General features: G+C 68.6%; 23 protein-coding genes. 17 read left to right on the forward strand and 6 right to left on the reverse strand.

Features of this window, described 5'->3' with window-relative positions; genetic code table 11:
- The first annotated feature begins 197 nt into the window (after window positions 1-197).
- Genes leuS through F622_RS0110195 form a run of 8 tightly spaced genes read left to right on the forward strand, consistent with a single transcriptional unit; the run spans window position 198 to window position 7,925 of the window.
- Window positions 198-2,789, forward strand: a complete 2,592-nt coding sequence (gene leuS, locus F622_RS0110160) for a leucine--tRNA ligase (RefSeq protein ID WP_019571868.1) — start codon at window positions 198-200, stop codon at window positions 2,787-2,789.
- Window positions 2,786-3,325 (forward strand): LPS assembly lipoprotein LptE, encoded by a 540-nt coding sequence (lptE, locus tag F622_RS0110165; RefSeq protein ID WP_026304845.1) that lies wholly within the window; start codon window positions 2,786-2,788, stop codon window positions 3,323-3,325. Before leuS ends, lptE begins: the two co-directional genes overlap by 4 nt.
- The gene (holA, locus tag F622_RS0110170) at window positions 3,325-4,362 is read left to right on the forward strand and encodes a DNA polymerase III subunit delta (RefSeq protein WP_019571869.1); all 1,038 of its coding nucleotides are present in this window, start codon (window positions 3,325-3,327) and stop codon (window positions 4,360-4,362) included. The genes lptE and holA overlap by 1 nt, the downstream gene beginning before the upstream one ends.
- A 4-nt stretch (window positions 4,363-4,366) precedes the next feature.
- Complete coding sequence (locus F622_RS0110175) at window positions 4,367-5,674, forward strand: glutamate-5-semialdehyde dehydrogenase (protein WP_019571870.1); 1,308 nt, start codon at window positions 4,367-4,369, stop codon at window positions 5,672-5,674.
- A gap of 45 nt (window positions 5,675-5,719) precedes the next feature.
- Window positions 5,720-6,370: a nicotinate-nucleotide adenylyltransferase gene (gene nadD / locus F622_RS0110180; RefSeq protein ID WP_018168190.1), complete on the forward strand. Its 651-nt coding sequence runs from the start codon at window positions 5,720-5,722 to the stop codon at window positions 6,368-6,370.
- Between the two features lie 8 nt (window positions 6,371-6,378).
- A complete protein-coding gene (gene rsfS / locus F622_RS0110185) occupies window positions 6,379-6,771 on the forward strand; it encodes a ribosome silencing factor (RefSeq protein WP_018146421.1) in 393 nt (130 codons plus the stop codon).
- 22 nt (window positions 6,772-6,793) lie between these two features.
- Window positions 6,794-7,264, forward strand: coding sequence for a 23S rRNA (pseudouridine(1915)-N(3))-methyltransferase RlmH (gene rlmH / locus F622_RS0110190; RefSeq protein ID WP_018938786.1), 471 nt, complete (start codon window positions 6,794-6,796; stop codon window positions 7,262-7,264).
- 7 nt (window positions 7,265-7,271) lie between these two features.
- Entirely contained in the window at window positions 7,272-7,925 is a 654-nt protein-coding gene (locus tag F622_RS0110195; RefSeq protein ID WP_019571871.1) for a nucleoside triphosphate pyrophosphatase, read from the forward strand.
- Here F622_RS0110195 and F622_RS0110200 read toward each other — a convergent pair.
- The gene (locus tag F622_RS0110200) at window positions 7,882-8,304 is read right to left on the reverse strand and encodes a DNA polymerase III subunit chi (protein WP_018938788.1); all 423 of its coding nucleotides are present in this window, start codon (window positions 8,302-8,304) and stop codon (window positions 7,882-7,884) included. The genes F622_RS0110195 and F622_RS0110200 overlap by 44 nt on opposite strands.
- A gap of 16 nt (window positions 8,305-8,320) precedes the next feature.
- Window positions 8,321-9,799: a leucyl aminopeptidase gene (locus F622_RS0110205; protein ID WP_019571872.1), complete on the reverse strand. Its 1,479-nt coding sequence runs from the start codon at window positions 9,797-9,799 to the stop codon at window positions 8,321-8,323.
- A gap of 88 nt (window positions 9,800-9,887) precedes the next feature.
- Here F622_RS0110205 and lptF point away from each other — a divergent pair, with 88 nt between their 5' ends.
- From lptF to F622_RS0110220, 3 genes are read left to right on the forward strand one after another with little or no spacing between them, the layout of a single operon-like run.
- Window positions 9,888-11,015, forward strand: a complete 1,128-nt coding sequence (gene lptF, locus F622_RS0110210; RefSeq protein WP_019571873.1) for an LPS export ABC transporter permease LptF — start codon at window positions 9,888-9,890, stop codon at window positions 11,013-11,015.
- On the forward strand, window positions 11,012-12,085 hold the full coding sequence (gene lptG / locus F622_RS0110215) for an LPS export ABC transporter permease LptG (RefSeq protein ID WP_019571874.1): 1,074 nt from the start codon (window positions 11,012-11,014) through the stop codon (window positions 12,083-12,085). Before lptF ends, lptG begins: the two co-directional genes overlap by 4 nt.
- On the forward strand, window positions 12,082-12,726 hold the full coding sequence (locus tag F622_RS0110220) for a GDSL-type esterase/lipase family protein (protein ID WP_019571875.1): 645 nt from the start codon (window positions 12,082-12,084) through the stop codon (window positions 12,724-12,726). The genes lptG and F622_RS0110220 overlap by 4 nt, the downstream gene beginning before the upstream one ends.
- 73 nt (window positions 12,727-12,799) lie before the next feature.
- On the opposite strand, the gene F622_RS0110225 is transcribed toward F622_RS0110220, so the two are convergent.
- Window positions 12,800-13,339: an RDD family protein gene (locus F622_RS0110225; RefSeq protein ID WP_019571876.1), complete on the reverse strand. Its 540-nt coding sequence runs from the start codon at window positions 13,337-13,339 to the stop codon at window positions 12,800-12,802.
- Between the two features lie 59 nt (window positions 13,340-13,398).
- On the opposite strand from F622_RS0110225, the gene F622_RS0110230 reads away from it, so the two are divergent.
- A complete protein-coding gene (locus F622_RS0110230; protein WP_018168181.1) occupies window positions 13,399-13,752 on the forward strand; it encodes a PilZ domain-containing protein in 354 nt (117 codons plus the stop codon).
- Between the two features lie 19 nt (window positions 13,753-13,771).
- Here the strand turns inward: F622_RS0110230 and glp are convergent, their stop codons facing one another.
- The 3 genes from glp to mobA are packed head-to-tail and all read right to left on the reverse strand — an operon-like array spanning window position 13,772 to window position 16,219.
- The gene (gene glp, locus F622_RS0110235) at window positions 13,772-15,028 is read right to left on the reverse strand and encodes a gephyrin-like molybdotransferase Glp (protein ID WP_018952066.1); all 1,257 of its coding nucleotides are present in this window, start codon (window positions 15,026-15,028) and stop codon (window positions 13,772-13,774) included.
- Between the two features lie 14 nt (window positions 15,029-15,042).
- The gene (mobB, locus tag F622_RS0110240) at window positions 15,043-15,585 is read right to left on the reverse strand and encodes a molybdopterin-guanine dinucleotide biosynthesis protein B (RefSeq protein WP_019571877.1); all 543 of its coding nucleotides are present in this window, start codon (window positions 15,583-15,585) and stop codon (window positions 15,043-15,045) included.
- Between the two features lie 52 nt (window positions 15,586-15,637).
- Window positions 15,638-16,219 carry a molybdenum cofactor guanylyltransferase MobA gene (mobA, locus tag F622_RS0110245; protein ID WP_026331567.1) on the reverse strand — a complete coding sequence of 194 codons (582 nt, stop codon included), beginning with the start codon at window positions 16,217-16,219 and terminating at the stop codon, window positions 15,638-15,640.
- A gap of 127 nt (window positions 16,220-16,346) precedes the next feature.
- Between mobA and F622_RS0110250 the strand changes: the two genes are divergently transcribed.
- The 5 genes from F622_RS0110250 to F622_RS0110270 all read left to right on the forward strand — a co-directional run bounded on the left by F622_RS0110250 (window position 16,347) and on the right by F622_RS0110270 (window position 20,934).
- Window positions 16,347-17,906: a nodulation protein NfeD gene (locus F622_RS0110250; protein ID WP_019571879.1), complete on the forward strand. Its 1,560-nt coding sequence runs from the start codon at window positions 16,347-16,349 to the stop codon at window positions 17,904-17,906.
- A gap of 39 nt (window positions 17,907-17,945) precedes the next feature.
- Window positions 17,946-18,764 carry a slipin family protein gene (locus F622_RS0110255; RefSeq protein ID WP_018168176.1) on the forward strand — a complete coding sequence of 273 codons (819 nt, stop codon included), beginning with the start codon at window positions 17,946-17,948 and terminating at the stop codon, window positions 18,762-18,764.
- A gap of 3 nt (window positions 18,765-18,767) precedes the next feature.
- Window positions 18,768-19,673, forward strand: coding sequence for a site-specific tyrosine recombinase XerD (xerD, locus tag F622_RS0110260; protein WP_018168175.1), 906 nt, complete (start codon window positions 18,768-18,770; stop codon window positions 19,671-19,673).
- Between the two features lie 91 nt (window positions 19,674-19,764).
- Window positions 19,765-20,478, forward strand: coding sequence for a DsbC family protein (locus F622_RS0110265; protein ID WP_019571880.1), 714 nt, complete (start codon window positions 19,765-19,767; stop codon window positions 20,476-20,478).
- A gap of 54 nt (window positions 20,479-20,532) precedes the next feature.
- The gene (locus F622_RS0110270) at window positions 20,533-20,934 is read left to right on the forward strand and encodes an OsmC family protein (protein WP_018168173.1); all 402 of its coding nucleotides are present in this window, start codon (window positions 20,533-20,535) and stop codon (window positions 20,932-20,934) included.
- Window positions 20,935-20,951: the final 17 nt, after the last annotated feature.

Here is a 20,951-nt window from a genome sequence, read left to right on the forward strand (position 1 = left end):
CCAACCGCTTTCTTTGAATGTAGGTCTTGTGGCAGTCAGGTAGGGGTACTGTTCCCGGAGTTGCGTGACGGATATCACATCGAAGACGTGTGGCGAGGGGTGGCCGGGCCGTATCCCAGCCGCTTGGAGGGGGTGGGGGCGACTGGTATTCTGCGCAGTTCTTTGTTTCACGCGAACACACAGGGCAGGTGGGCCACATGCAGGAGCAGTATTCCCCGGAGATGATCGAGGCGCAGGTGCAGCGCCAGTGGGAGGAGGCCGACTGCTTCCGTGCGCGCGAGGATGCCGCCGGCGAGCCGTTCTACTGCCTGTCCATGTTCCCGTATCCCTCGGGCAAGCTGCACATGGGGCATGTGCGCAACTACACCATCGGCGACGTGATCGCGCGCTTCCAGCGCATGCAGGGGCGGAGCGTGCTGCAGCCGATGGGCTGGGACGCCTTCGGCCTGCCGGCCGAGAACGCGGCGATGCAGAACCACGTGCCGCCGGCGGCCTGGACGCGGCAGAACATCGAGCAGATGCGCACCCAGCTCAAGCGCCTGGGCTTTGCCTACGACTGGTCGCGCGAGTTCGCCACCTGCGACGCCGACTACTACCGCTGGGAACAGTGGCTGTTCGTGCGCCTGCTGAAGAAGGGCCTGGTCTATCGCAAGAAGGCGACCGTGAACTGGGACCCGGTGGACCAGACCGTGCTTGCCAACGAACAGGTGATCGAGGGCCGAGGCTGGCGCTCCGGGGCGGTCGTCGAGCGCCGCGAGATGCCGCAGTGGTTCCTGCGGATTACCGACTACGCCGACGAGCTGCTGGAGGCCCTGGACGAGCTGGACGGCTGGCCGGACCAGGTGCGCACCATGCAGCGCAACTGGATCGGGCGTTCCGAGGGCGTGGAGCTCGAGTTCGCGGTGGACGGTGGCGAGGCGCTGGCCGTCTACACCACGCGCCCGGATACCCTGTTCGGCGTCTCCTACATGGCGCTGGCGCCGGAGCACCCGCGGGTGCAGGCGCTGGCGGAGCAGGACGCCGAGCTGGCCGCGTTTGTCGCGGATTGCGCGCAGGGCGGGGTGGCCGAGGCGGACCTGGCCACGATGGAGAAGAAGGGCCGCGCGCTGGGCTTCACCGCCCGCCACCCGCTGACCGGCGAGGATGTCCCGGTCTGGGTCGCCAACTTCGTGCTGATGGAATACGGCACCGGCGCGGTGATGGCCGTGCCCGCGCATGACGAGCGCGACCACGAGTTCGCGACGAAATATGGCCTGCCGATCCGCCAGGTGATCGCCCCGGCGGATGGCGCCACGGTCGATGTGCAGCAGGCCGCGTTCACCGAGGCTGGCGTGCTGGTGAACTCGGGCGATTTCGATGGCCAGGCATCGGAGGCGGCCAAGGCCGCGATCGCCGAACACCTGGAGCAGGCCGGGCTGGGCCGGCGCCGGCGCAACTACCGCCTGCGCGACTGGGGCATCTCGCGCCAGCGCTACTGGGGTTGCCCGATCCCGGTGATCCACTGCGAGGCCTGTGGCGCCGTGCCGGTCCCGGAAGCGGATCTGCCGGTGCGCCTGCCGGAAGACGTGATCCCGGACGGGGCGGGCTCGCCGCTGGCGCGCATGCCCGAATTCTTCGAGACGCCGTGCCCGGAATGCGGGAATCCGGCGCGGCGCGAGACCGATACCTTCGACACCTTCTTCGAATCCAGCTGGTACTTCGCCCGCTACGCCTGTGCCGACAACGACACGGCCATGCTGGATGCGCGCGCCGACCACTGGCTGCCGGTGGATCAATACGTCGGCGGCATCGAGCACGCGGTGCTGCACCTGCTGTACGCGCGCTTCTTCCACAAGCTGCTGCGCGACGAGGGCCTGCTGGCCTCCGACGAGCCGTTCACCCGCTTGCTGACCCAGGGCATGGTGATCGCACCAACCTTCTATCGCGAGCGCAGTGACGGCGGGAAGGACTGGATCAACCCGGCGGACGTCGAACTGGAGCGTGCCGAGGACGGCTCGGTGAAGGCCGCGCGCCACCGCGAGGACGGGGCTCCGGTCGTGGTCGGCGGCATGGAGAAGATGTCCAAGTCAAAGAACAACGGTGTGGACCCGCAGGCCCTGATCGAGCGCTTCGGCGCGGATACCGCGCGGCTGTTCACCATGTTCGCCGCACCCCCGGACCTGTCGCTGGAATGGTCCGACTCCGGCGTGGAGGGCGCGCATCGCTTCATCAAGCGCCTGTGGCGCGCGGTCCACGAGCACGTGGGCGGCGAGATGCCCGGCGCGCTGGACACGGACGCGCTGGACGATGCCGGGCGCGAACTGCGACGCAAGCTGCACGACACCATCGCCAAGGTTACCGACGACATCGGCCGGCGCCAGACCTTCAACACCGCGGTGGCGGCGAACATGGAACTGCTGAACGACCTCGGCAAGTTCCCGCAGGACGCCGCCGGGGCCGCGGCCGTTCGCCAGGAGGCGCTGGAGGGCATCGTGCGCATGCTGGCCCCGATCATCCCGCACGTGACCCAAACGCTGTGGCGGGCCCTGGGTTACGACGAGCTGGTGGCCGCCACGCAATGGCCGCAGGTCGACGAGGCCGCACGCCAGGCCGCGCAGGAGACCCTGGCGGTGCAGGTGAACGGCAAGCGCCGTGCCGAGATTGCGGTCCCGTCCGGGGCCGACAAGGACGCGATCGAGACCGTTGCGCGCAACGACGAAAACGTGCAGCGCCATATCGAGGGGCAGGATGTGATCAAGGTGATCGTCATTCCCGGCCGTCTGGTCAACTTCGTGGTGAAGCCGCAATGAGCGTCCTTTTGCGCGCGGGTCTGGTACTGGTCCTGGTGGCCGCGCTGGCCGCCTGCGGCTTTCAGCTGCGTGGCAGTAGCGAGTGGCCGGAGACACTGAATCCGGTGCAGATCACTGGCATCAATGCGCGCGACTCGCTGTACCGCGAACTGGCCGTGACCCTGGGCTCCTCGGGCGTGGACGTCGTGCGCCAGCGCCCGGAGGGGCAGGGTGCGATCCTGGAGATCCGTTCGGTCAACGATCAGCGCCGCACCCTGTCGGTGACCGAGGCCGCGCGGGTGTCCGAGTACGAACTGGTGCGCACGGTCGACGCGCGCCTGCGCCCGGTGGACGGGGAGGCGGTCGACCTGGGGCCAATGCGCGCCTCGCGCATCTATCTGTTCGATGGCACCGCGGTGCTCAGCCGGGGCGAGCGCGAATCCACCCTGCGCGAGGCGATGGACCGCGACATCGTCAGCCAGCTGCAGCGCCGGATCGCCGCCCTGATCGAGCCGGACGGCAGCCTGCGCGAAGCCGCGGAGGACCCGGCCCCGTAATGGCGCTGGATATCGCCCGCCTGGAGCAGGATCTGGCGCGCGGGCTCGCGCCGATCTACCTGTTGCTGGCCGAGGAGCCGTTGCAGGCGATCGAGGCGGCCGATGCGATCCGCGCTGCCGCCCGCGAGCAGGGCTTCCTGGAGCGCACGGTGCTGGACCTGACCGCGCAATCGGACTGGGGCCCGTTCGAGGCCGCGATCCGCGACCGGTCGCTGTTTGCCGAGCGCACGGTGCTGGACGTGCGCCTGGCGACCGGCAAGCCGGGCAAGACCGGTGGCGACCACCTGAAGGCCTACGCCGGCGACCCGCAGGCTGACCTGGTTCTGCTGCTGCAGTTGCCGCGGCCGGATCGCGACATGCGGCGGGCGGCCTGGTTCAAGGCCCTGGAGAACCGTGCGGTGGTGATCCACGCGCGCCCGGTGCCGCCGGCCCAGCTGGGTAGCTGGATCCGTGCGCGGCTGCAGAAGAACGGTCTGCGCATCACCGACCCGGCGCTGGCGTTGCTGGTCGCGCGGGTGGAGGGCAACCTGCTGGCCGCGCGCCAGGAGATCGAGAAGCTGGCACTGGCCGGCGCGACCGAGATCGACGAGACCGTGCTGGCGGAGGCCACCACGGATTCCGCCCGCTTCGAGCTGTTTGCCCTGGCCCCGACCGCGCTGCGCGGTGATGTCCGCCACGCCCTGCGCATGCTGGAGGGGCTGCTGGACGAGGGGCAGGCGGAGCCGCTGATCCTGTGGGCGCTGGCGCGCGAATGCCGGCTGCTGGTGCAGGCGATGGAGCGCAAGGCGGCCGGCGCGCCCGACCGCGAGGCGTTCCAGGGCAGCTTTGGCGACGGCCAGAAGGCCCTGCGCCAGGCAATGTCGCGCCTGGACCTGAGCGCGGCGCGGGGCCTGCTGGGCGAGGCCGCGCGCGTGGATCGGGTCATCAAGGGTCAGGAAAACGGCAATGCCCGGCAGGGGTTGCTAGACTTGGTGGCCCGTATGGCGGGGCGGCCGCTGACCCGACCCGAACCCGCACTGAATTCTCAACGAGTCTGACTGCATGAACGCTGCCGTGAACCCCACTGAATCCGCCGCTACCAGCGGCGTGGTCGCCCAGGTCGAGGCGCTCGGCCGCGCTGCGCGCGCCGCATCGCGGCGTATGGCCGAGGCCGAGCCGGGGGCGAAGAACGCCGCACTGCATGCGATCGCCGAGGGCATCGCCGCGCGCCGCGCCGAGCTGAATGAGGCCAACAGCCGTGACCTGGAGGCCGGGCGCGAGCGCGGCCTGGACGCCGCGATGCTGGATCGCCTGGCGCTGACCGATGCCCGCATCGATACCATGATCGAGGGCTGCCGCCAGGTAGCCGGGCTGCCCGACCCGGTGGGCACGATCTCCGATATGGCCTACCAGCCGAGCGGTATCCAGGTCGGCCAGATGCGCGTGCCGCTGGGCGTGATCGGGATCATCTACGAGTCGCGGCCGAACGTGACCATCGACGCCGCCGCGCTGTGCCTGAAGTCGGGTAATGCGGCGATCCTGCGTGGCGGCTCCGAGTCGCTGCATTCCAATCAGGCCCTGGCTGCGATCATCCAGGCCGGGCTGGAGCAGGCGGGGTTGCCGCGCGAGGCGGTGCAGGTGGTGCCGACCACCGACCGCGCGGCGGTCGGGGCGCTGCTGCGCATGCCGCAGTACGTGGACGTGATTGTCCCGCGCGGCGGCAAGGGCCTGATCGAACGGGTCAGCAACGAGTCGCAGATCCCGGTGATCAAGCACCTGGACGGCGTCTGCCACGTGTACGTGGATGGCGGCGCGGATGCCGACAAGGCGCTGGCCGTCGCGGTGAACGCGAAGACCCAGCGCTACGGCACCTGCAACACCATGGAGACGCTGCTGGTGCACGCGGACCAGGCCGAGGCCTTCCTGCCGCGCCTGGCGGCCGCGCTGGGCGAGCACCAGGTCAGCCTGCGCGGCTGCGCGCGTACCCGGGCCATTCTCGCCGAGAGCGGGGCCGACATCGCGGAGGCCACCGAGGACGACTGGGTGGCGGAATACCTGGGGCCGATCCTCGCGATCCGCGTGGTCGACGACCTCGATATGGCGATCGATCACATCAATACCTATGGCTCGCACCATACCGACAGCATCGTGACCGAGGACTACACCCGCGCCCGGCGTTTCCTGCGCGCGGTGGACTCCAGCTCGGTCATGGTGAATGCCTCCACCCGCTTCGCCGACGGCTTCGAGTACGGCCTGGGCGCGGAGATCGGCATCTCCACCGACAAGCTGCATGCCCGGGGCCCGGTGGGCCTGCACGGGCTGACCACGCTCAAGTACGTGGTGTTCGGCGACGGCCATGTACGTGGCTAAGGGAGACGCGCGATTGAATCAGCGCCTCCCTGGGGCGATGCCCGCGTGATCGGGATCCTTGGTGGCACCTTTGACCCGATCCACTTCGGCCACCTGCGCCCGGCGCTGGAGATCCAGCAGCACCTGGGGCTGGAGCGCGTGCACTTCATCCCCTGCCACGTACCGCCGCATCGTGCGAGCCCCGGAACCGGCAGCGACGACCGCCTGGCGATGGTGGAGCAGGCGATTGCGGACGTACCGGGATTCGTCGCCGACCGTCGCGAGCTGGATCGTCAGGGGCCGTCCTACACCGTGGATACCCTGCTCAGTTTCCGCGAGGAGCTGGGGCCGGACGCGCCGCTGGTGCTGATCATGGGCATGGATGCCTTCGCCGGGCTGCCATCGTGGAACCGCTGGCAGCAGATCTTCGAGCTGGCGCATATCGTGGTCTCGCACCGCCCCGGCAGCCCGGCCTCCCACGATCTGGGCGGCTGGCTGGGGAACGCCGCGACGCACGACCCGGCGGCGCTGCGCAAGGCGCCCGGGGGGCTGGTCTACTTCCAGCCGGTGACCCAGCTCGACATCTCCGCCACCGCCATCCGGGACGAACTGCAGGCCGGGCGCAGCCCGCGCTTCCTGCTCCCCGGGGCCGTCAATCGCTACATCCAGGACCACGGTCTGTACCGGGCCGGGTCGAACCGCAATCACGGGACATGACCGACACAATGAACAGCGAACAACTCCTGGAGCTGGTGACCACCGCTCTGGACGACATGAAGGCACAGAACATCCGCACCATCGACGTGCGTGGCAAGACCACGCTGACGGATTTCATGGTGATCGCCTCCGGGACTTCGGGGCGTCACGTGCAGTCCACCGCCGAGTCGGTGGCCACCGAGGCCAAGCAGGCCGGCATCCCGCCGCTGGGGGTCGAGGGTCAGGAGAGCCAGGAGTGGGTGCTGGTGGACCTGAACGATGTGATCGTTCACGTGATGCTCCCGGAGACCCGCGACTTCTACAACCTGGAGAAGCTCTGGATGGCGGAGGAGGCCGCGGACACCGAAAAGGCCGCCCCCGAGGACCCCAGCCTGGAGCGGGTCCGGCGCCTGCGGCGCTGAACGCCGAGCGAGGCTTCGCCCGATGCGCCTGGACCTGATCGCGATCGGCAAGCGCATGCCCGACTGGGTGGCGGACGGCTTCGCCGAATACGCCGGGCGCCTGCCGCGCGAGCTGGAGCTGAACCTGCAAGCGCTGGCGGGCCCCTCGGGCGCGAAGTCGATGGACACCACCACGCTCCTGCGCCGCGAGGGTGAGATCCTGCTGAAGGCGATTCCCGAGGGTGCGCGCGTGATCCTGCTGGATGAGCGCGGCAAGGCGGTCGACACCAAGGGCGTGGCCAAGCGCCTGGAGGACTGGCAGGCGGACGGTCGCGACGTCGCGCTGGTGATTGGCGGGGCCGCCGGGCTGGACGAGGCCGTGCGTGCCCGCGCCGAATGGGCCTGGTCGCTATCGCCGCTGACCTTCCCGCACATGCTGGTGCGGGTGCTGGTCGCCGAGCAGCTTTACCGCGCCTGGTCGCTATTGAACAACCATCCCTATCACCGCGCCTGAGTCCCGCATGAGCCTGACGCCGCCGCTGTTGCTCGCCTCCGCCTCGCCGCGTCGGCGGGAATTGTTGGAGCAGGTCCAGCTCGCCTTCGAGGTGGCGCCGATGGACGTGGACGAGAGCGCGCAGCCGGGCGAGACGCCGGCGGCCCTGGTCGAGCGCCTGGCCGTCGCCAAGGCGGAGGCGGCGCGCGATCGCCTGGCGCCCGGCCAGTGGGTGCTGGCGGCCGACACCGTGGTCGCCGTGGATGCCGACGCACTGGGCAAGCCCGCGGATTTCGCCGACGCCGCCGCCATGCTCGGGCGGCTGTCCGGGCGCGAGCACCGGGTCGTGTCCGGCATGGCCCTCTGGCGCCCCGGCGAGGCCCTGCGCGCCCGTCACGTGACGACCCGGGTACGCCTGCGCGAGCTGAGCCCGGCCGACATCGAGGCCTACTGGGCGACCGGCGAGCCGCGCGGCAAGGCCGGTGCCTACGCCATCCAGGGCCGCGGCGCCGCCTTTGTCGAGTGGATCGAGGGCTCCTACACCAACGTGGTCGGGTTGCCCCTGTTCGAGCTGGAGGCCTGGCTGCGCGAGATCCCCGACCCGCCGCCGCGCGTCGGATCGGCGTCTCCCGCGGTCGTTACTGGATCTTGTGGTGTTCCAGCGGGTAGCCGCGCTCCTTGAAGAAGCGGTAGCGGCTACGGCCGGCCTCGCGTCCCGTCTCGTCGCCACCGACGATGTCGGCGACCCGTTCGAAACGCCCACAGTACTCCGGGACCTCGGGGGCGAGGTTGATCAGCACGTCGCAACGATCCGACGGCGCATGCGCCTCGTGCAGGGAGACCGGGACATCCGTGTCGCGCACGTCGGTGCTGTGCGGCAGGAAGGCCGTGTCCTCGAAGGTCCACAACCATTCATCCAGGGTGCGCGTCAGCTCCGGCGAGCCGGTATGGATATGTACTCGATGTCCCTGCCCGCTGGCCTTCTTTGCCAGACGGCAGACGAAGCGCAGGCGTGCCTCCGGGGCCGGGTCCTCGAGCAGGTAGAAGCTGACGTGGGTCATGCCCGCCGGACCGCGATCAGGCCTGGTCGAGCAGGTAGCGCATCAGCATCGGCACCGGGCGCCCGGTTGCGCCCTTTTCCTTGCCGCTCTTCCAGGCCACGCCGGCGATGTCGACATGCGCCCAGGTGTAGTCCTCGGTATAGCGCGACAGGAAGCAGGCGGCGGTGATGGTGCCGGCCGGGCGCCCGCCGATGTTGGCCATGTCGGCGAAATTGCTCTTCAGCTGTTCCTGGTACTCCGGCCACAGCGGGAGCTGCCAGGCGCGATCGCCGCTCTCCTCGCCGGCGGCCAGCAGGCCCTTGGCCAGGCGCTCGTTGTTGCCGAGCACGGCCGCGCCCTGGTGCCCCAGTGCGATGATGCAGGCACCGGTCAGGGTGGCGATGTCGATCACCGCCTTCGGCTTGTAGCGCTCGACCCAGGTCAGGGCGTCGGCCAGGACCAGGCGGCCCTCGGCGTCGGTGTTCAGGATCTCCACCGTCTGCCCGGACAGGGTAGTGATGATATCGCCGGGGCGGGTCGCGCGGCCGTCGGGCATGTTCTCGGCGCTGGTCACCACGCCGATCACATTGATCGGCAGTTCCAGTTCGCAGCAGGCCTCGATCACGCCGAACACGCTGGCCGCGCCACACATGTCGTACTTCATCTCGTCCATCTCGGCACCGGGCTTGAGCGAGATGCCGCCGGTGTCGAAGGTGATGCCCTTGCCGACCAGGACCACCGGGGCGTCGCCCTTGGTGCCGCCGGAGTATTCCATGGCGATCAGGCGCGGCGCGCGCTCGGAGCCCTTGCCTACGGCCAGGATTGCGCCGGCGCCGAGTTTCTCCAGGTCCTTCTCGTCCAGCACCGTGGTCTTCAGCTTCTTGTTCTGCTTCGCCATTTCGCGCGCGGTGTCGGCCAGGCTCTCCGGGTAGCAGACATTCGGCGGGGTATTGCCCAGGTCCTTGGCGCGATTGACGCCGGTGGCGATCGCCGCAGCCTCGCTGCAGGCGCGCTTCGCCGCCTCGGCCTCGTCGCGCTCCACGCTGAGCTGGATCTTCTCCAGCTTCACCGGGGTGGTCTTCTCCTTGCCCTTGAACGGGGTGAAGCGGTAGGCGGCATCCGAGATCGCCGCGACCAGGGTGTGCACCACCCAGGCGATGTCCTTGCCGCGAGGCTGGAAGTCCGCCACCGCGATCACCGCGCTGGTGGCGGGGCGCTCGACCAGGGCGGCCGCCAACGTCTGCGCCGCCTTGCGCGCGGCGCGGGCGTCGAAGTCTTTCTTCGCGCCCAGGCCGATCAGGAGTGCGTTACCCTTGCCTCCACCGGTAGGCAGCAACAGCCGGCTGCCGGCCTCGCCGTCCATCTCGCCGGCCTTCAGCAGGGCGGTGATCTCGCCATCGCGCGCGGCATCCAGGGCGGTGGCGCCCGCGGCCGGCTTGCGCTTGTGGGCGATCCCGGCGGCGCGGATGCCGGCGCGGGGTTTGTCGAGGGTCGAGGTGGTGACGGAGAATTGCATGAATGCCTCCCGAAAATGAGTTCGATCATGGTACCAGCGCCAAGCGGCGCCCGACCACGCGCCGCGCGGGCCGCGGGGTAATGCGCGCATGATCCTGCGCCGCGCCGAGCGTCTTATCGCCCGCGAGCTGCTGGTCACGCAGACCGCGGTCACCGTCGTGCTGTTGTTGGTGATCATCGGCGGCGTGTTGGGGCGGGTGCTGCGCGATGTCGCCGAGGGCAGTATCCCCGTGGATTTCCTGCCGGGCATGGTCGCCTTCGGCGCGTTCAAGGGCATTGTGTTCCTTTGGCCGGTGGCGCTGTTCCTGGCCTTCATGCTGGTGCTGGGCCGGTTGCAGCGCGACAGCGAGCTGGTGGCGCTGCAGGCCAGCGGCATGTCCTTCGCCGCGTTTTATCGCGCGCTGTTCTGGGTGGCTGCGCCAGCCACGCTGCTGTTGCTGGTGCTGATGACGCTGGTGGTGCCACGCACCGAGGCCCAGATCGATCAACTGCGCGACCTCGCCGAGACACGCTCCGACCTGGTCGGCATCACGCCCGGGCGCTTCCTGCGCTCGCGGGTTGGCGAGCAGGTCTTCTTCGCCGAGCGCTTGAGCGAGGACCGCGAGGCCCTGCTGGAGGTGTTCATCTACCGCGAGGTCGACGGCGAGGCGCAGGTGACCGTAGCCGAGCGCGCGATCCCCGACCCGGGGGCTGAGGGCAGTGGTTTCCTGATCCTCGAGAACGGCTATCGCCATGTCGGCGTGCCCGGCGAGGGCAGCTTCCGCATGCTCGAGTTCGAGCGACTGCGGACCCAGATCACCGAACCGGATGCCGGGGCCGGGCGGCGCTCGCTGAACGCGATGTCGACGCTCCAACTGTGGGCGGAGCGTGATCGGCCGGACTATCGTGCGGAGCTCGAATGGCGCATTGCGATGCCACTGTCCATCCTGGTGCTGACCCTGATTGCACTGCCGCTGGCCCAGGTGCCGCCCCGTTCCGGGCGTTATGCCCGCATCCCGGCGGCCATCGGGGTCTACGTGCTGTACGCGAACTTCCTGATCCTGGGTCAGGGGCAGCTGGCGGATGGCCGTACGCCACTGGCCCTGGGGCTCTGGTGGACGCACGGGCTGATGCTGGTTTTCTGGCTATGGCTGGCCTGGCGCAAGGGCATGCTGGGCCTTGGCCGGGGAGCGGGTGGCGGCCCTCGCCGCGTGGAGCGTGACGAGGTGGCTTCGTGACGAGCGTACTGGGTCGCTACATCATGCGTCAGGTCCTGATCGGGACGGCGCTGGCCGTGGTCCTGCTGGTGGCGCTGGATGCGGTCTTCGCGCTGATTGACGAGCTGCGTGACACCGGGCGTGGCAACTATGGCCTGACCGAGGCGCTGCTGTATGTGGCGCTGACCCTGCCGCGGCGGATGTACGACATGCTGCCCCCGGCGGCGCTGCTGGGCGGACTGCTGTGGCTGGGCAATCTGGCTGCCAACAGCGAGCTGACCGCGATGCGGGCCGCCGGGATGACGCTTGGGCGCTTCATCGGCTGGGTGATGCAGGCCGGGCTGGTGGTCGTGGTGGTGATGGTGGTGGTCGGCGAATTCTTCGCCCCGGCCGCCGAGAGCCGCGCACAGAACCTGAAGGCCAGCGCCTTCGATGAACAGCTGAGTGTGAGCCCCATCGGGCTCTGGGCGCGCGATGGCCAGCGCATGGTGCAGGCGGATGCGGTGTTGCCGGGCAATCGCCTGATCGGCGTACGCATCATCGAGGTGGATGCGAACCGCGAGCCGCGCGAGATCACGCGCGCCCAGAGCGCGCAGTACGAGGACGGGGCCTGGCGGCTGCAGGGCGTGGAGCGTTCGCGGCTGTCGCTGGAGCGCGTCGAGGCCGAACGCCTGGAGGAGGAGACCATCGAGCGCCTGATCGCGCCGGAGTACTTCGACGTACTGGTGGTCGAGCCGAGCCAGATGGCGGCGCAGAACCTGGCGCGCTATATCGACTACCTGCAGGAAAATCGCCTGGACTCGGCCCCCTACGAGGTCGCGTTCTGGCAGCGACTGACCCTGCCGGCCAGCACCTTCGTGATGCTGCTGCTGGCGATCCCGTTCCTGTTCGGCTCGCAGCGCGAGGGTGGTGCCGGGCGGCGCCTGTTCATCGGCATCGCCATCGGCGTGTCGTTCGCCATCGTGATGCGCGCGATGACCCATCTGGGGCTGGTCTACAACCTGCCCCCGGTGGTTGCGGCGAGCCTGCCGGTGGTGCTGTTCCTGATCCTTGCGCTGGTGGCACTGCAACGCATGGGGCGTCAGACATGAGGGGCTGGCTGCGCGGCGGGTTCCTGATCGTGCTGGCGGCCCTTCTGGCGGCCTGTGGTGGCGCGGGCCCGGGCGACTTCGAGCCACTCCCGCGCCAGGCCACGGTGCTCGCCTTCGGCGACAGCGTGACCCACGGGACCGGGGCGGGCTCGGGCGAGGACTATCCGGCGCGGCTGGCGGCGATCACCGGCTGGACGCTCATCAACGACGGGGTGCCGGGCGACCGCGCCAATAGCGCCCGCGGGCGCCTGGAGCCCAGCCTGCGCGAACACCAGCCGGACCTGGTGCTGATCTGGCTGGGCGGCAACGACTTTCTGCGCCAGCGCGATCCCGCCGCGGTCAAGGAGGATTTGCGCGCCCTGGTGGCAGCGGTGCATGAACACGGGGCCCAGCCATTGTTGCTGGGGGTGCCGCGGGCCTCGGCCCTGGGGGCCGCCACCGGGCGCCTGCGGGACGATCCGATCTATCGCGAACTCGCCCGCGAGGAACAGGTGGCCCTGATCGAGGGCGTGCTCTCCGGCGTGTTGTCCGAGCGCGAGCTGCGCGCCGACCCCGTGCACCCCAACGCCCGCGGTTACCGTCGCATCGCCGACGAGATTGCCGAGGCCCTGGACGACCTCGGCCTCTGGCTCGCCCCCTGATGGCTGTTCACCACGAAGCGCCCTTCTTCGTGTCTTCGTGTGCTTCGTGGTGAAACAAACAACCGGTCCGAGATCAGCTCTTGCGGTTCTGTTTCCAGCGCGGCTTGGCGAGACCCTGGATGCGTACCAGTTCGGTGCTGGAGAGCCAGTCGTGCAGCATCCAGCGGCGCGGGTGGAACTGCGACAGGCCGAGCGCGAACAGCGCCGCCGCCGTGACCACGGTGATCGCCACGGCGCCGTGCTCGCGCACCGCCCAGATGGCCATCAGGATCACCAGCCACTGGGCGACCGCGACCAGGTAGCGCAGCGTCGCCTGCCAGGCATTGACTGCGTGGCCCCTCTCGGTGCGCAGCTGGATGTTCCAGGCCTGCATGCCAAGCGTCTGTCCGGTGCGGGTCCAGAACCAGTAGAAGAAGCCCCAGGCCACGATCAGGTTGAGCACGAAGTGCACACGCGGCGAGTACAGCCCGGTGGTATTGCCGAGGACAACCACCAGCAGGCCAAGGACCATCCAGATCGCCACCAGCAGCAGGGCATCGTAGACGATGGCGGCCAGGCGGCGGAGCAGGCTGGTCGGCTGGCCGTCGACGGACGAGGCGGCGGTTTCGGTCATGGGATTCCCGGATGGTTCTGGATTTGGCCGCAGGCGCGGAGTGGGCGTAGTCTTGCCGTATGGAGCGACGCTTTCAACGTATCCCTCTGGAATTTCCGGCTACCCTGCTCACCGACGGCGGGGACTGCGCGGTTCGCGTGGAGGATATCTCCCTGAAGGGGGTGCTGCTGGAGGGCGCGGATCTTCCGGTCCTGGCCGATGGGGACGAGGTCAGCGTCGATATCCCGCTCAGCGGCGAGGCGCGCATCACCGTCGAGGGCCGCGTGTGCTGGCACGAAGGCCTGTGGCTGGGCGTGGAGATCGAGGCGATGCCGCTCGAATCCGCCTCGCACCTGCGGCGCCTGGTCGAGCTCAACCTGGGTGACGAGGCCCTGCTGGAGCGGGAATTCGCCGCGCTCGTCCAGTCCCCCTGAGCGCGGCCGGCAACCCGGATCACACCTCCGGGAAGATCTCCCGGAACGGCAGCACCTCCACCCAGTCCCCCGCCCGGGCCCCGCTGGACTCGCGGGGCAAAACCACGTAGGCGTTGGCCTCGCTCATCGCACGCAGCTGGTGCGAGCCCTGGCCGCCGGCGGCGCGGACCACCCAGCCGCGGTCGTCAGTCTCGAGTAACGCGCGCTGGAAGTCCTTGCGCCCCGGGGTCTTGTACAGATCCTCCAGCAGGCGGGCGTTCAGGGTCTGTGGCTCGGTCGCGTCGCGCCCGGCCAGCTGCAGCAAGGCCGGGCGTACCAGCAGGGCGAAGGTGGTCATCACTGCCACCGGGTTGCCGGGCAAGCCGAAGAAATGCGCGCGGCCGAACTGTCCGAATGCCAGTGGCCGTCCGGGCTTGATCGCCAGCTTCCAGAAACCGACTTGTCCCGAGGCCTGCAGTACGCGGGTCACGTGATCGGCATCGCCCACCGAGACGCCCCCGGTGGTGATGATCATGTCCGCGTCCGCACCGGCCCGGGTCAGGGCTCGTGAGACCTCCGCCTCGGTGTCGCGGATCACGCCGTAGTCCAGTACCTCCACCGGATAGGCGCTCAGCAGCGCGCGCAGGGTGTGGCGGTTGCTGTCGTGGATCTGTCCCGGGCCCAGCGGTTGATCGACGGGGACCAGTTCGTCCCCGGTCGAGAAGAAGGCCACGCGCGGCCGGCGCAGCACGCTTACCCGGGCGATACCCTGACTGGCCAGGACCCCGATCTCGGCGGCGCCGATGCGCTGCCCGGAAGCATATAGCGGGCTGCCGGCGGCGGTGTCACTGCCCGGTCCACGGATGTTGTGTCCCGTTGTCAGGCCGCCGTTTTGCAGGGTGATCGATTCCCCGTCCCGCTGCACCTGCTCCTGCATGATGACCAGTTCGGCCCCGGCCGGGACGACCGCGCCGGTCAGGATGCGCAGGCACTGGCCGGGCTGCAGCTCGCCATCCCAGGGATGCCCGGCCGCCGATGTGCCCATCAGTGCGAGACAGGCCCCGTCCGTTGCGTCCGCGGCGCGCAGGGCGTAGCCATCCATGGCCGAGACCGCCGCCGGTGGCACGTCGATGCGTGCGTGAATCGGCTGGGCCAGGGTGCGCCCGAGGGCCTCTTCCAGCGTGACCTGTTCGCTCTGGGTGATCGTCCGGCAGGCCTCCAGGATCGCGGCACGGGCCTGTTCCAGGGTCTTGGCGCTGGGGTCGAATTCGTCGCAACCGGGGGCAGCCTCGGGCATGGGATGTCTCCGCTTCAGGGATGGATATTCAGGTAGTCGATGATGAAGGCAGCCACTGCGTCGGGGTCGTTGACCGGCAGCAGTGGGCCGTCGAAGTCCAGGGTCGGGGCATCGGTGGCCACCGCGATCACCCCGGCGACCTCGCGGTACAGCGGCGGCTTGCCGACCGACGGGCGGTGCACCTCGATCTTCGGCAGGTCCCACTGCTTGAAGCCCTCGACCAGGATCAGGTCGGAGCGTCGCGGGTCCAGCCGCGCGCACAGCATGTCCAGATCCGGCACGCGGCCGTCGTCGGTCTCCGGCGTCTCCACCATCAGGGCGTAGCGCCGCCCGGAGGCGACCAGCATCTGGTCCGCCCCGGAGTGGCGCAGCTCAAAGCTGTCCTTGCCCGGCTTGTCCACGTCGAACTCGTGGTGGGCGTGCTTGATCATTGCCGGGCGCAGGCCGCGGGCGCGCAGGGCCGGGATCACGCCCTTGAGCAGGGTGGTCTTGCCGCTGCCGCTCCAGGCGGCGAAGGCGATGCGGGGCAGGGGCGAAGGGATGGTCGGTTCGGTCATGGGCGTCGTTCCCGGGCACTGCGGTTCGGGATCGAAAGTATAGCGATCATGATCAGTCCCGCCCCAGGTCATCCGGTGTGTTGATGTTGGCGAACGCCTGCGGCTGATCGGAAAAATCGACGGGGATTGCACCCATGTCGCGGAACCAGCGTCCCGCGGCCAGGGACCCGCGCTCCAGGTCGTCCAGCAGGGCCTGCGCCAGGGTCGGGCGCAGCAGCGCGAACAGCGGCTGCAGCCGTTCGCCGTCGTGGGCGACCGCGGCCGGGGCGTGTTCCCGGTCCACGGCCTGTTGCAGGCGTTCGCCGAGATCCCGCGGGCAATGCGGGGCGTCCACCGGGGCGCACAGGAGGCTCTGGCCGGGGAAGGCTGCGAAGGTCGCCGCGATCCCGGCCAGCGGGCCGCGGTAATCCGGGTGCCGATCGCACAGACAGGGAAACCCCAGCGCCCGATAGCGGTCGATATCGGTATTGCTGCTGATGGCCAGCTGTGCGGCCTGGGGCTGCAGGCGCTCGATCGCGTGTTCGATCAGCGGGCGCCCGTGGTACTCGACCCAGCCCTTGTTGCACCCGCCCATGCGGCGGCCCTGGCCGCCGGCCAGGATCACGGCGGTGAGGGTTTCGGGCGGGGTCTGCATTGCCTGCGTTTCCATGCGGGTCTGCGGGTTCGGCGCCGGTCCGGCCTTTGGTTTATCGTGGTGGTGTCGGCTGTCGCGTGTGCGCACGCAGTGTACGACGAATCCATCCTGACGGGAGAGGAAGCCCATGCGGGTTCCATTCGGGCGCAACGCGGGACAGGGCGGATGGCGCCCTTGGCGACATCTGTTGTGGCTGGCCTTGCTGGTGCTCGGTGCGGGCTGGCTGGTCGCGGCGAGTATGGCCGATACCGGGGATCGCCACGGCCTGATGCTGACCGTGGAGGACGCCATCGGCCCGGCCACCGGCGATTACATCCGTCGCGGCATTGAACGCGCGGAGGCGGAAGACGCCGAGATCCTGATCCTGATGCTGGATACCCCCGGCGGACTGGATTCCAGTATGCGCAGCATCATCAAGAACATCCTGCAATCGGACGTGCCGGTGGTGACGTATGTCCACCCGGCCGGCTCGCGCGCGGCCAGTGCCGGGACCTACATGCTCTATGGGTCGCATGTTGCGGCCATGACCCCGGCCACCAATCTGGGGTCGGCCACGCCGGTGCAGATGGGGGGCGGTGGGCTCCCGGGCATGGATCCGCCGGAAGCGGGCGAGGACGCCCGCGACGACGAGGACGCCGACGAGGCCCGTGGCGACGAACGCAGCGACGACGATGCGGACGAGGCGCCAGCGGGCGAAAACGGAGCGCCTGACGGCGAGGTGGAGCCGGCCAGCGAGGAAGAGCTGCTGGAGGACGAGGCGGCCCCGCGGCGTGGCGACGATGCGATGGGGCGGAAGGTGCTGGAGGACGCGGTCTCGTACATCCGCGGTCTGGCCGAGCGTTATGATCGCAACGCCGACTGGGCGGAGGAGACGGTACGCGAGGGTTCCAACCTGACCGCCTCCGCGGCGCTGGAGCAGAACGTCATCGACTTTGTGGCGGACAACCTGGACGACCTGCTCGCCCAGATCGACGGGCATACCGTGCGCATGCACGACGGTGAGCGCACACTCTCCACCGAGGGACTGGAGATCGTGCGCATGGACCCGGACTGGCGCACCCAGTTGCTGTCCGTGATCACCAACCCGAACATTGCCTATATCCTGATGCTGCTGGGGATCTACGGCATCATCTTCGAGCTGGCCAATCCGGGCGCGATCTATCCCGGCGTGATCGGCTCGATCGCGCTGATCCTGGCGTTCTTCGCGCTGCAGGTGATGCCGGTGAACTATGCGGGTCTGGCGCTGATGCTGCTGGGGATGATCTTCATGATCGCGGAGGCCTTTGTGCCCAGTTTCGGGGCCCTGGGCATAGGAGGAATCGTGGCGTTTACGACCGGTTCGATTATTTTGTGGGACGATCCCAACCTGAATGTGGCTCTGCCGCTGGTGATTGGCACGGCCATCGCCATCGGCATCCTGTCGGTCTGGGTGTTGGGCCGGTTGTTCAAGCTGCGTGGCAAGAAGCCCGCCACCGGTTATGAAGAGATGATCGGCATGGTCGGCGAGGCACGCGAGGACTTTGAACGCAGCGGCCGGGTCTGGGTCCACAGCGAGCAGTGGAACGCGGAGACCTCGGCACCCGTGCGCGAGGGGCAGAAGGTGCGGGTGACCGCCATCGACGGACTCAAGTTGCAGGTCGAACCCGCGACCGAAGAGGACACCCCGGGCACTGCATCGACCGGCTGACCGGTCGGTGCAGTACTCACAACGTAGAAGGAGCAGGACATGAACGATCTCGGTTTCTTTGTCGTTCCGCTAGTCATCCTGATCGCCATCATCGTGATGTCGATCAAGGTGCTGCGCGAGTACGAGCGTGGCGTCATCTTCTTTCTGGGGCGGTTCCAGGCAGTCAAGGGTCCGGGCCTGATCATCGTCATCCCGGGCATCCAGCAGATCGTGCGGATCGACCTGCGCATCATCACCCTCGATGTGCCCAGTCAGGACGTGATCTCCCAGGACAACGTGACGGTACGGGTCAACGCGGTGCTGTACTTCCGCGTGGTGGATTCGGCCAAGTCGGTGATCCAGGTGGAGGACTACTACGCCGCGACCAGCCAGCTGGCGCAGACCACATTGCGCTCGGTCCTCGGCAAGCATGATCTCGACGAGATGCTCTCCGAGCGCGACAAGCTGAACAACGACATCCAGGAGATCCTCGACTCGCAGACCGACGCCTGGGGCATCAAGGTCACCAACGTCGAGATCAAGCACGTCGACCTGGACGACTCGATGATCCGTGCGATCGCCCGCCAGGCCGAGGCCGAGCGCGAACGCCGCGCCAAGGTCATCCACGCCGAGGGCGAACTGCAGGCGGCCGAGAAGCTGGTGCAGGCCGCGCAGAAGATGGAAGCGAGCCCGGCCGCGCTGCAGCTGCGCTACCTGCAGACCATGGCCGACATGTCGACCAACGGCACCGCCAACAGCATCTTCTTCCCGCTGCCGCTGGAACTGACCAAGGTGTTCGAGAGCCTGGCCGGAAAATTCCGCGCCGAGACCCCGGGGGCACCGGGCAATCCGGGCAATCCCGGGGGCGGCCAGCCGTAACGCGTGACCAGCGCCGAGACGACCTCGTCGCCCCTCGATCGTTTCCTGGACGAGCTCTGGGCGGTCGAGGGGCTCTCCGATCACACCCTGGCGGCGTACCGCCGCGACCTGGAGGGCCTGGCGCACTGGCTGGAGCCCAGGGGCGTGGACCTGGAGACCGCCGGGGCGCCCGACCTGCTGGGGTACATCAGCGCGCGCATGCAGGCCGGGGCCCGGCCGAAGTCCATTACCCGGGCGCTGTCCAGCATCCGGCGTTTCTATCGCTATCGGGTCTATCAGGGCGAGCGCGAGGATGACCCCAGTGCCGGGATCGAATCGCCCCGCGCCGGACGCCCGTTACCGGCCAGTCTGTCCGAGGCCCAGGTGGACGCCCTGTTGCAGGCGCCCGACCTCGAGACCGCTGTGGGCCTGCGCGACCGCGCGATGCTGGAGCTGATGTACGCCACTGGCCTGCGCGTGTCGGAACTGGTGGGCCTGGAGCAGTCGGAGGTGAACAGCCGTCAGGGCGTGGTGCGCATCACCGGCAAGGGCGACAAGGAACGCCTGGTGCCGCTGGGCGAGGAGGCGGCGCACTGGCTGGCCCGTTTCCAGCGCGAGGCGCGGCCGGACCTGATGGATGGCCACCCGCCCTGCGAGGCGGTGTTTGTCACCCGCCGCGGGCGCGGGCTGACGCGCCAGGCCTTCTGGTACCGTATCAAGGCTCATGCACGGAGTGCCGGCATCGAATCGCCATTGTCGCCGCATACCCTGCGCCACGCCTTCGCGACCCACCTGCTCGATCACGGGGCGGACCTGCGCGTGGTGCAGATGCTGCTGGGCCACAGCAGCCTCTCGACCACGCAAATCTATACCCACGTCGCACGCGCCCGTCTGCAAAGCCTGCATGCGGAACATCATCCCCGCGGCTGACGTCTATTACGCACTCTTGCCAGCTTTCGCAGGTTCCCCGCGTGGGGGCTGCTAGACTGGCTCTGTTTTCTGTACTGACACGAGAGAATCCATGCTCCTGAAACGCGTTCTTCCCCTTGCCGCGGCCCTGGCCGTGTTCAGCACCCCGGTCATGGCGACCGATGCCATCGAGGAAACCATGGCCCGGGTGATTCCGGATGCCGAGGCCGACAGCATCCGGGAGACCCCGATGGCTGGCATCTACGAGGTGCGCTACGGCACCGATATCCTCTATGTGTCCGGGGACGGCCGCTATCTGATTCAGGGCAACCTGGTCGATCTGGACACCCGCGAGAACCTAACCCAGGCCGCGCTCAGCGGGGTGCGCGCCGACATGTTCGCCGCCATCGGCGACAGCGAGCTGGTGACCTACTCGCCGAACGGTGACACTCGCGGTGTGCTGAACATCTTCACCGACCCGAACTGCCCCTACTGCCGCGAAATGCACCAGGACCTGCCGGAGTATCTGGCGGCTGGCATCAAGGTGCGCTACCTGATGTTCCCGGTCCTCGGTCGCGATTCTCCGGAGATCATGGATCGCATCTGGTGCGCGGATGACCGCGAAGACGCGATGGACCGTGCCAAGGAAGGCGACAAGCTGAACGACATCGACGGCAGCTGCGCCACGCCGCAGGATCAGCACATGGCCATGGGCCAGCAACTTGGGCTGCGCGGCACCCCGGCACTGATCACGGAGAGCGGACAACAGATGTCCGGCTACCAGGAACCGCAGGCGGTGATCGAGCGCATCCTCGGCAGTAACTGATATCCCGGGTTGTCCGGATCGCGCATTGCAATCCGGCTCCTGGATGGAGATGACATGCTTGAGTATCAGCTGAACGTCGAACGGGTGGACGCGCACGGCAGCCTGGCACACGCCAAGCAGGCCGAGGTCACCCTGGACACCGACATGGACGGGCGCGACGATGCCCTGAGTCCGCCGGAGCTTTTGCTGGCGTCACTCGGTGCCTGCATGGTGCGCGGCATCCAGCGCGCCCTGCCGATGCTGCGTATGGAGGTGGACAGCATCTCCATCCAGTTGCGCGGCTGGCGCCAGGACGACCCACCGGCCATCGCGAAGATCGAGTATCGCGTCGAAGTCGGCACCGATGCCGATGAGGAAATGGTCGAGCTGCTGCACCGCAACGTGCAGAAGGGCACCATCTACTCCACCCTTGCCGCCGGCACCCAACTCACCGGCGAGGTCGTCGCCAGGCAATAGGTCGTGCAACCGGTGGG

Origin of the sequence: Thioalkalivibrio sp. ALMg3 (assembly GCF_000381225.1) — a bacterium.
Lineage (GTDB): Bacteria > Pseudomonadota > Gammaproteobacteria > Ectothiorhodospirales > Ectothiorhodospiraceae > Thioalkalivibrio > Thioalkalivibrio versutus.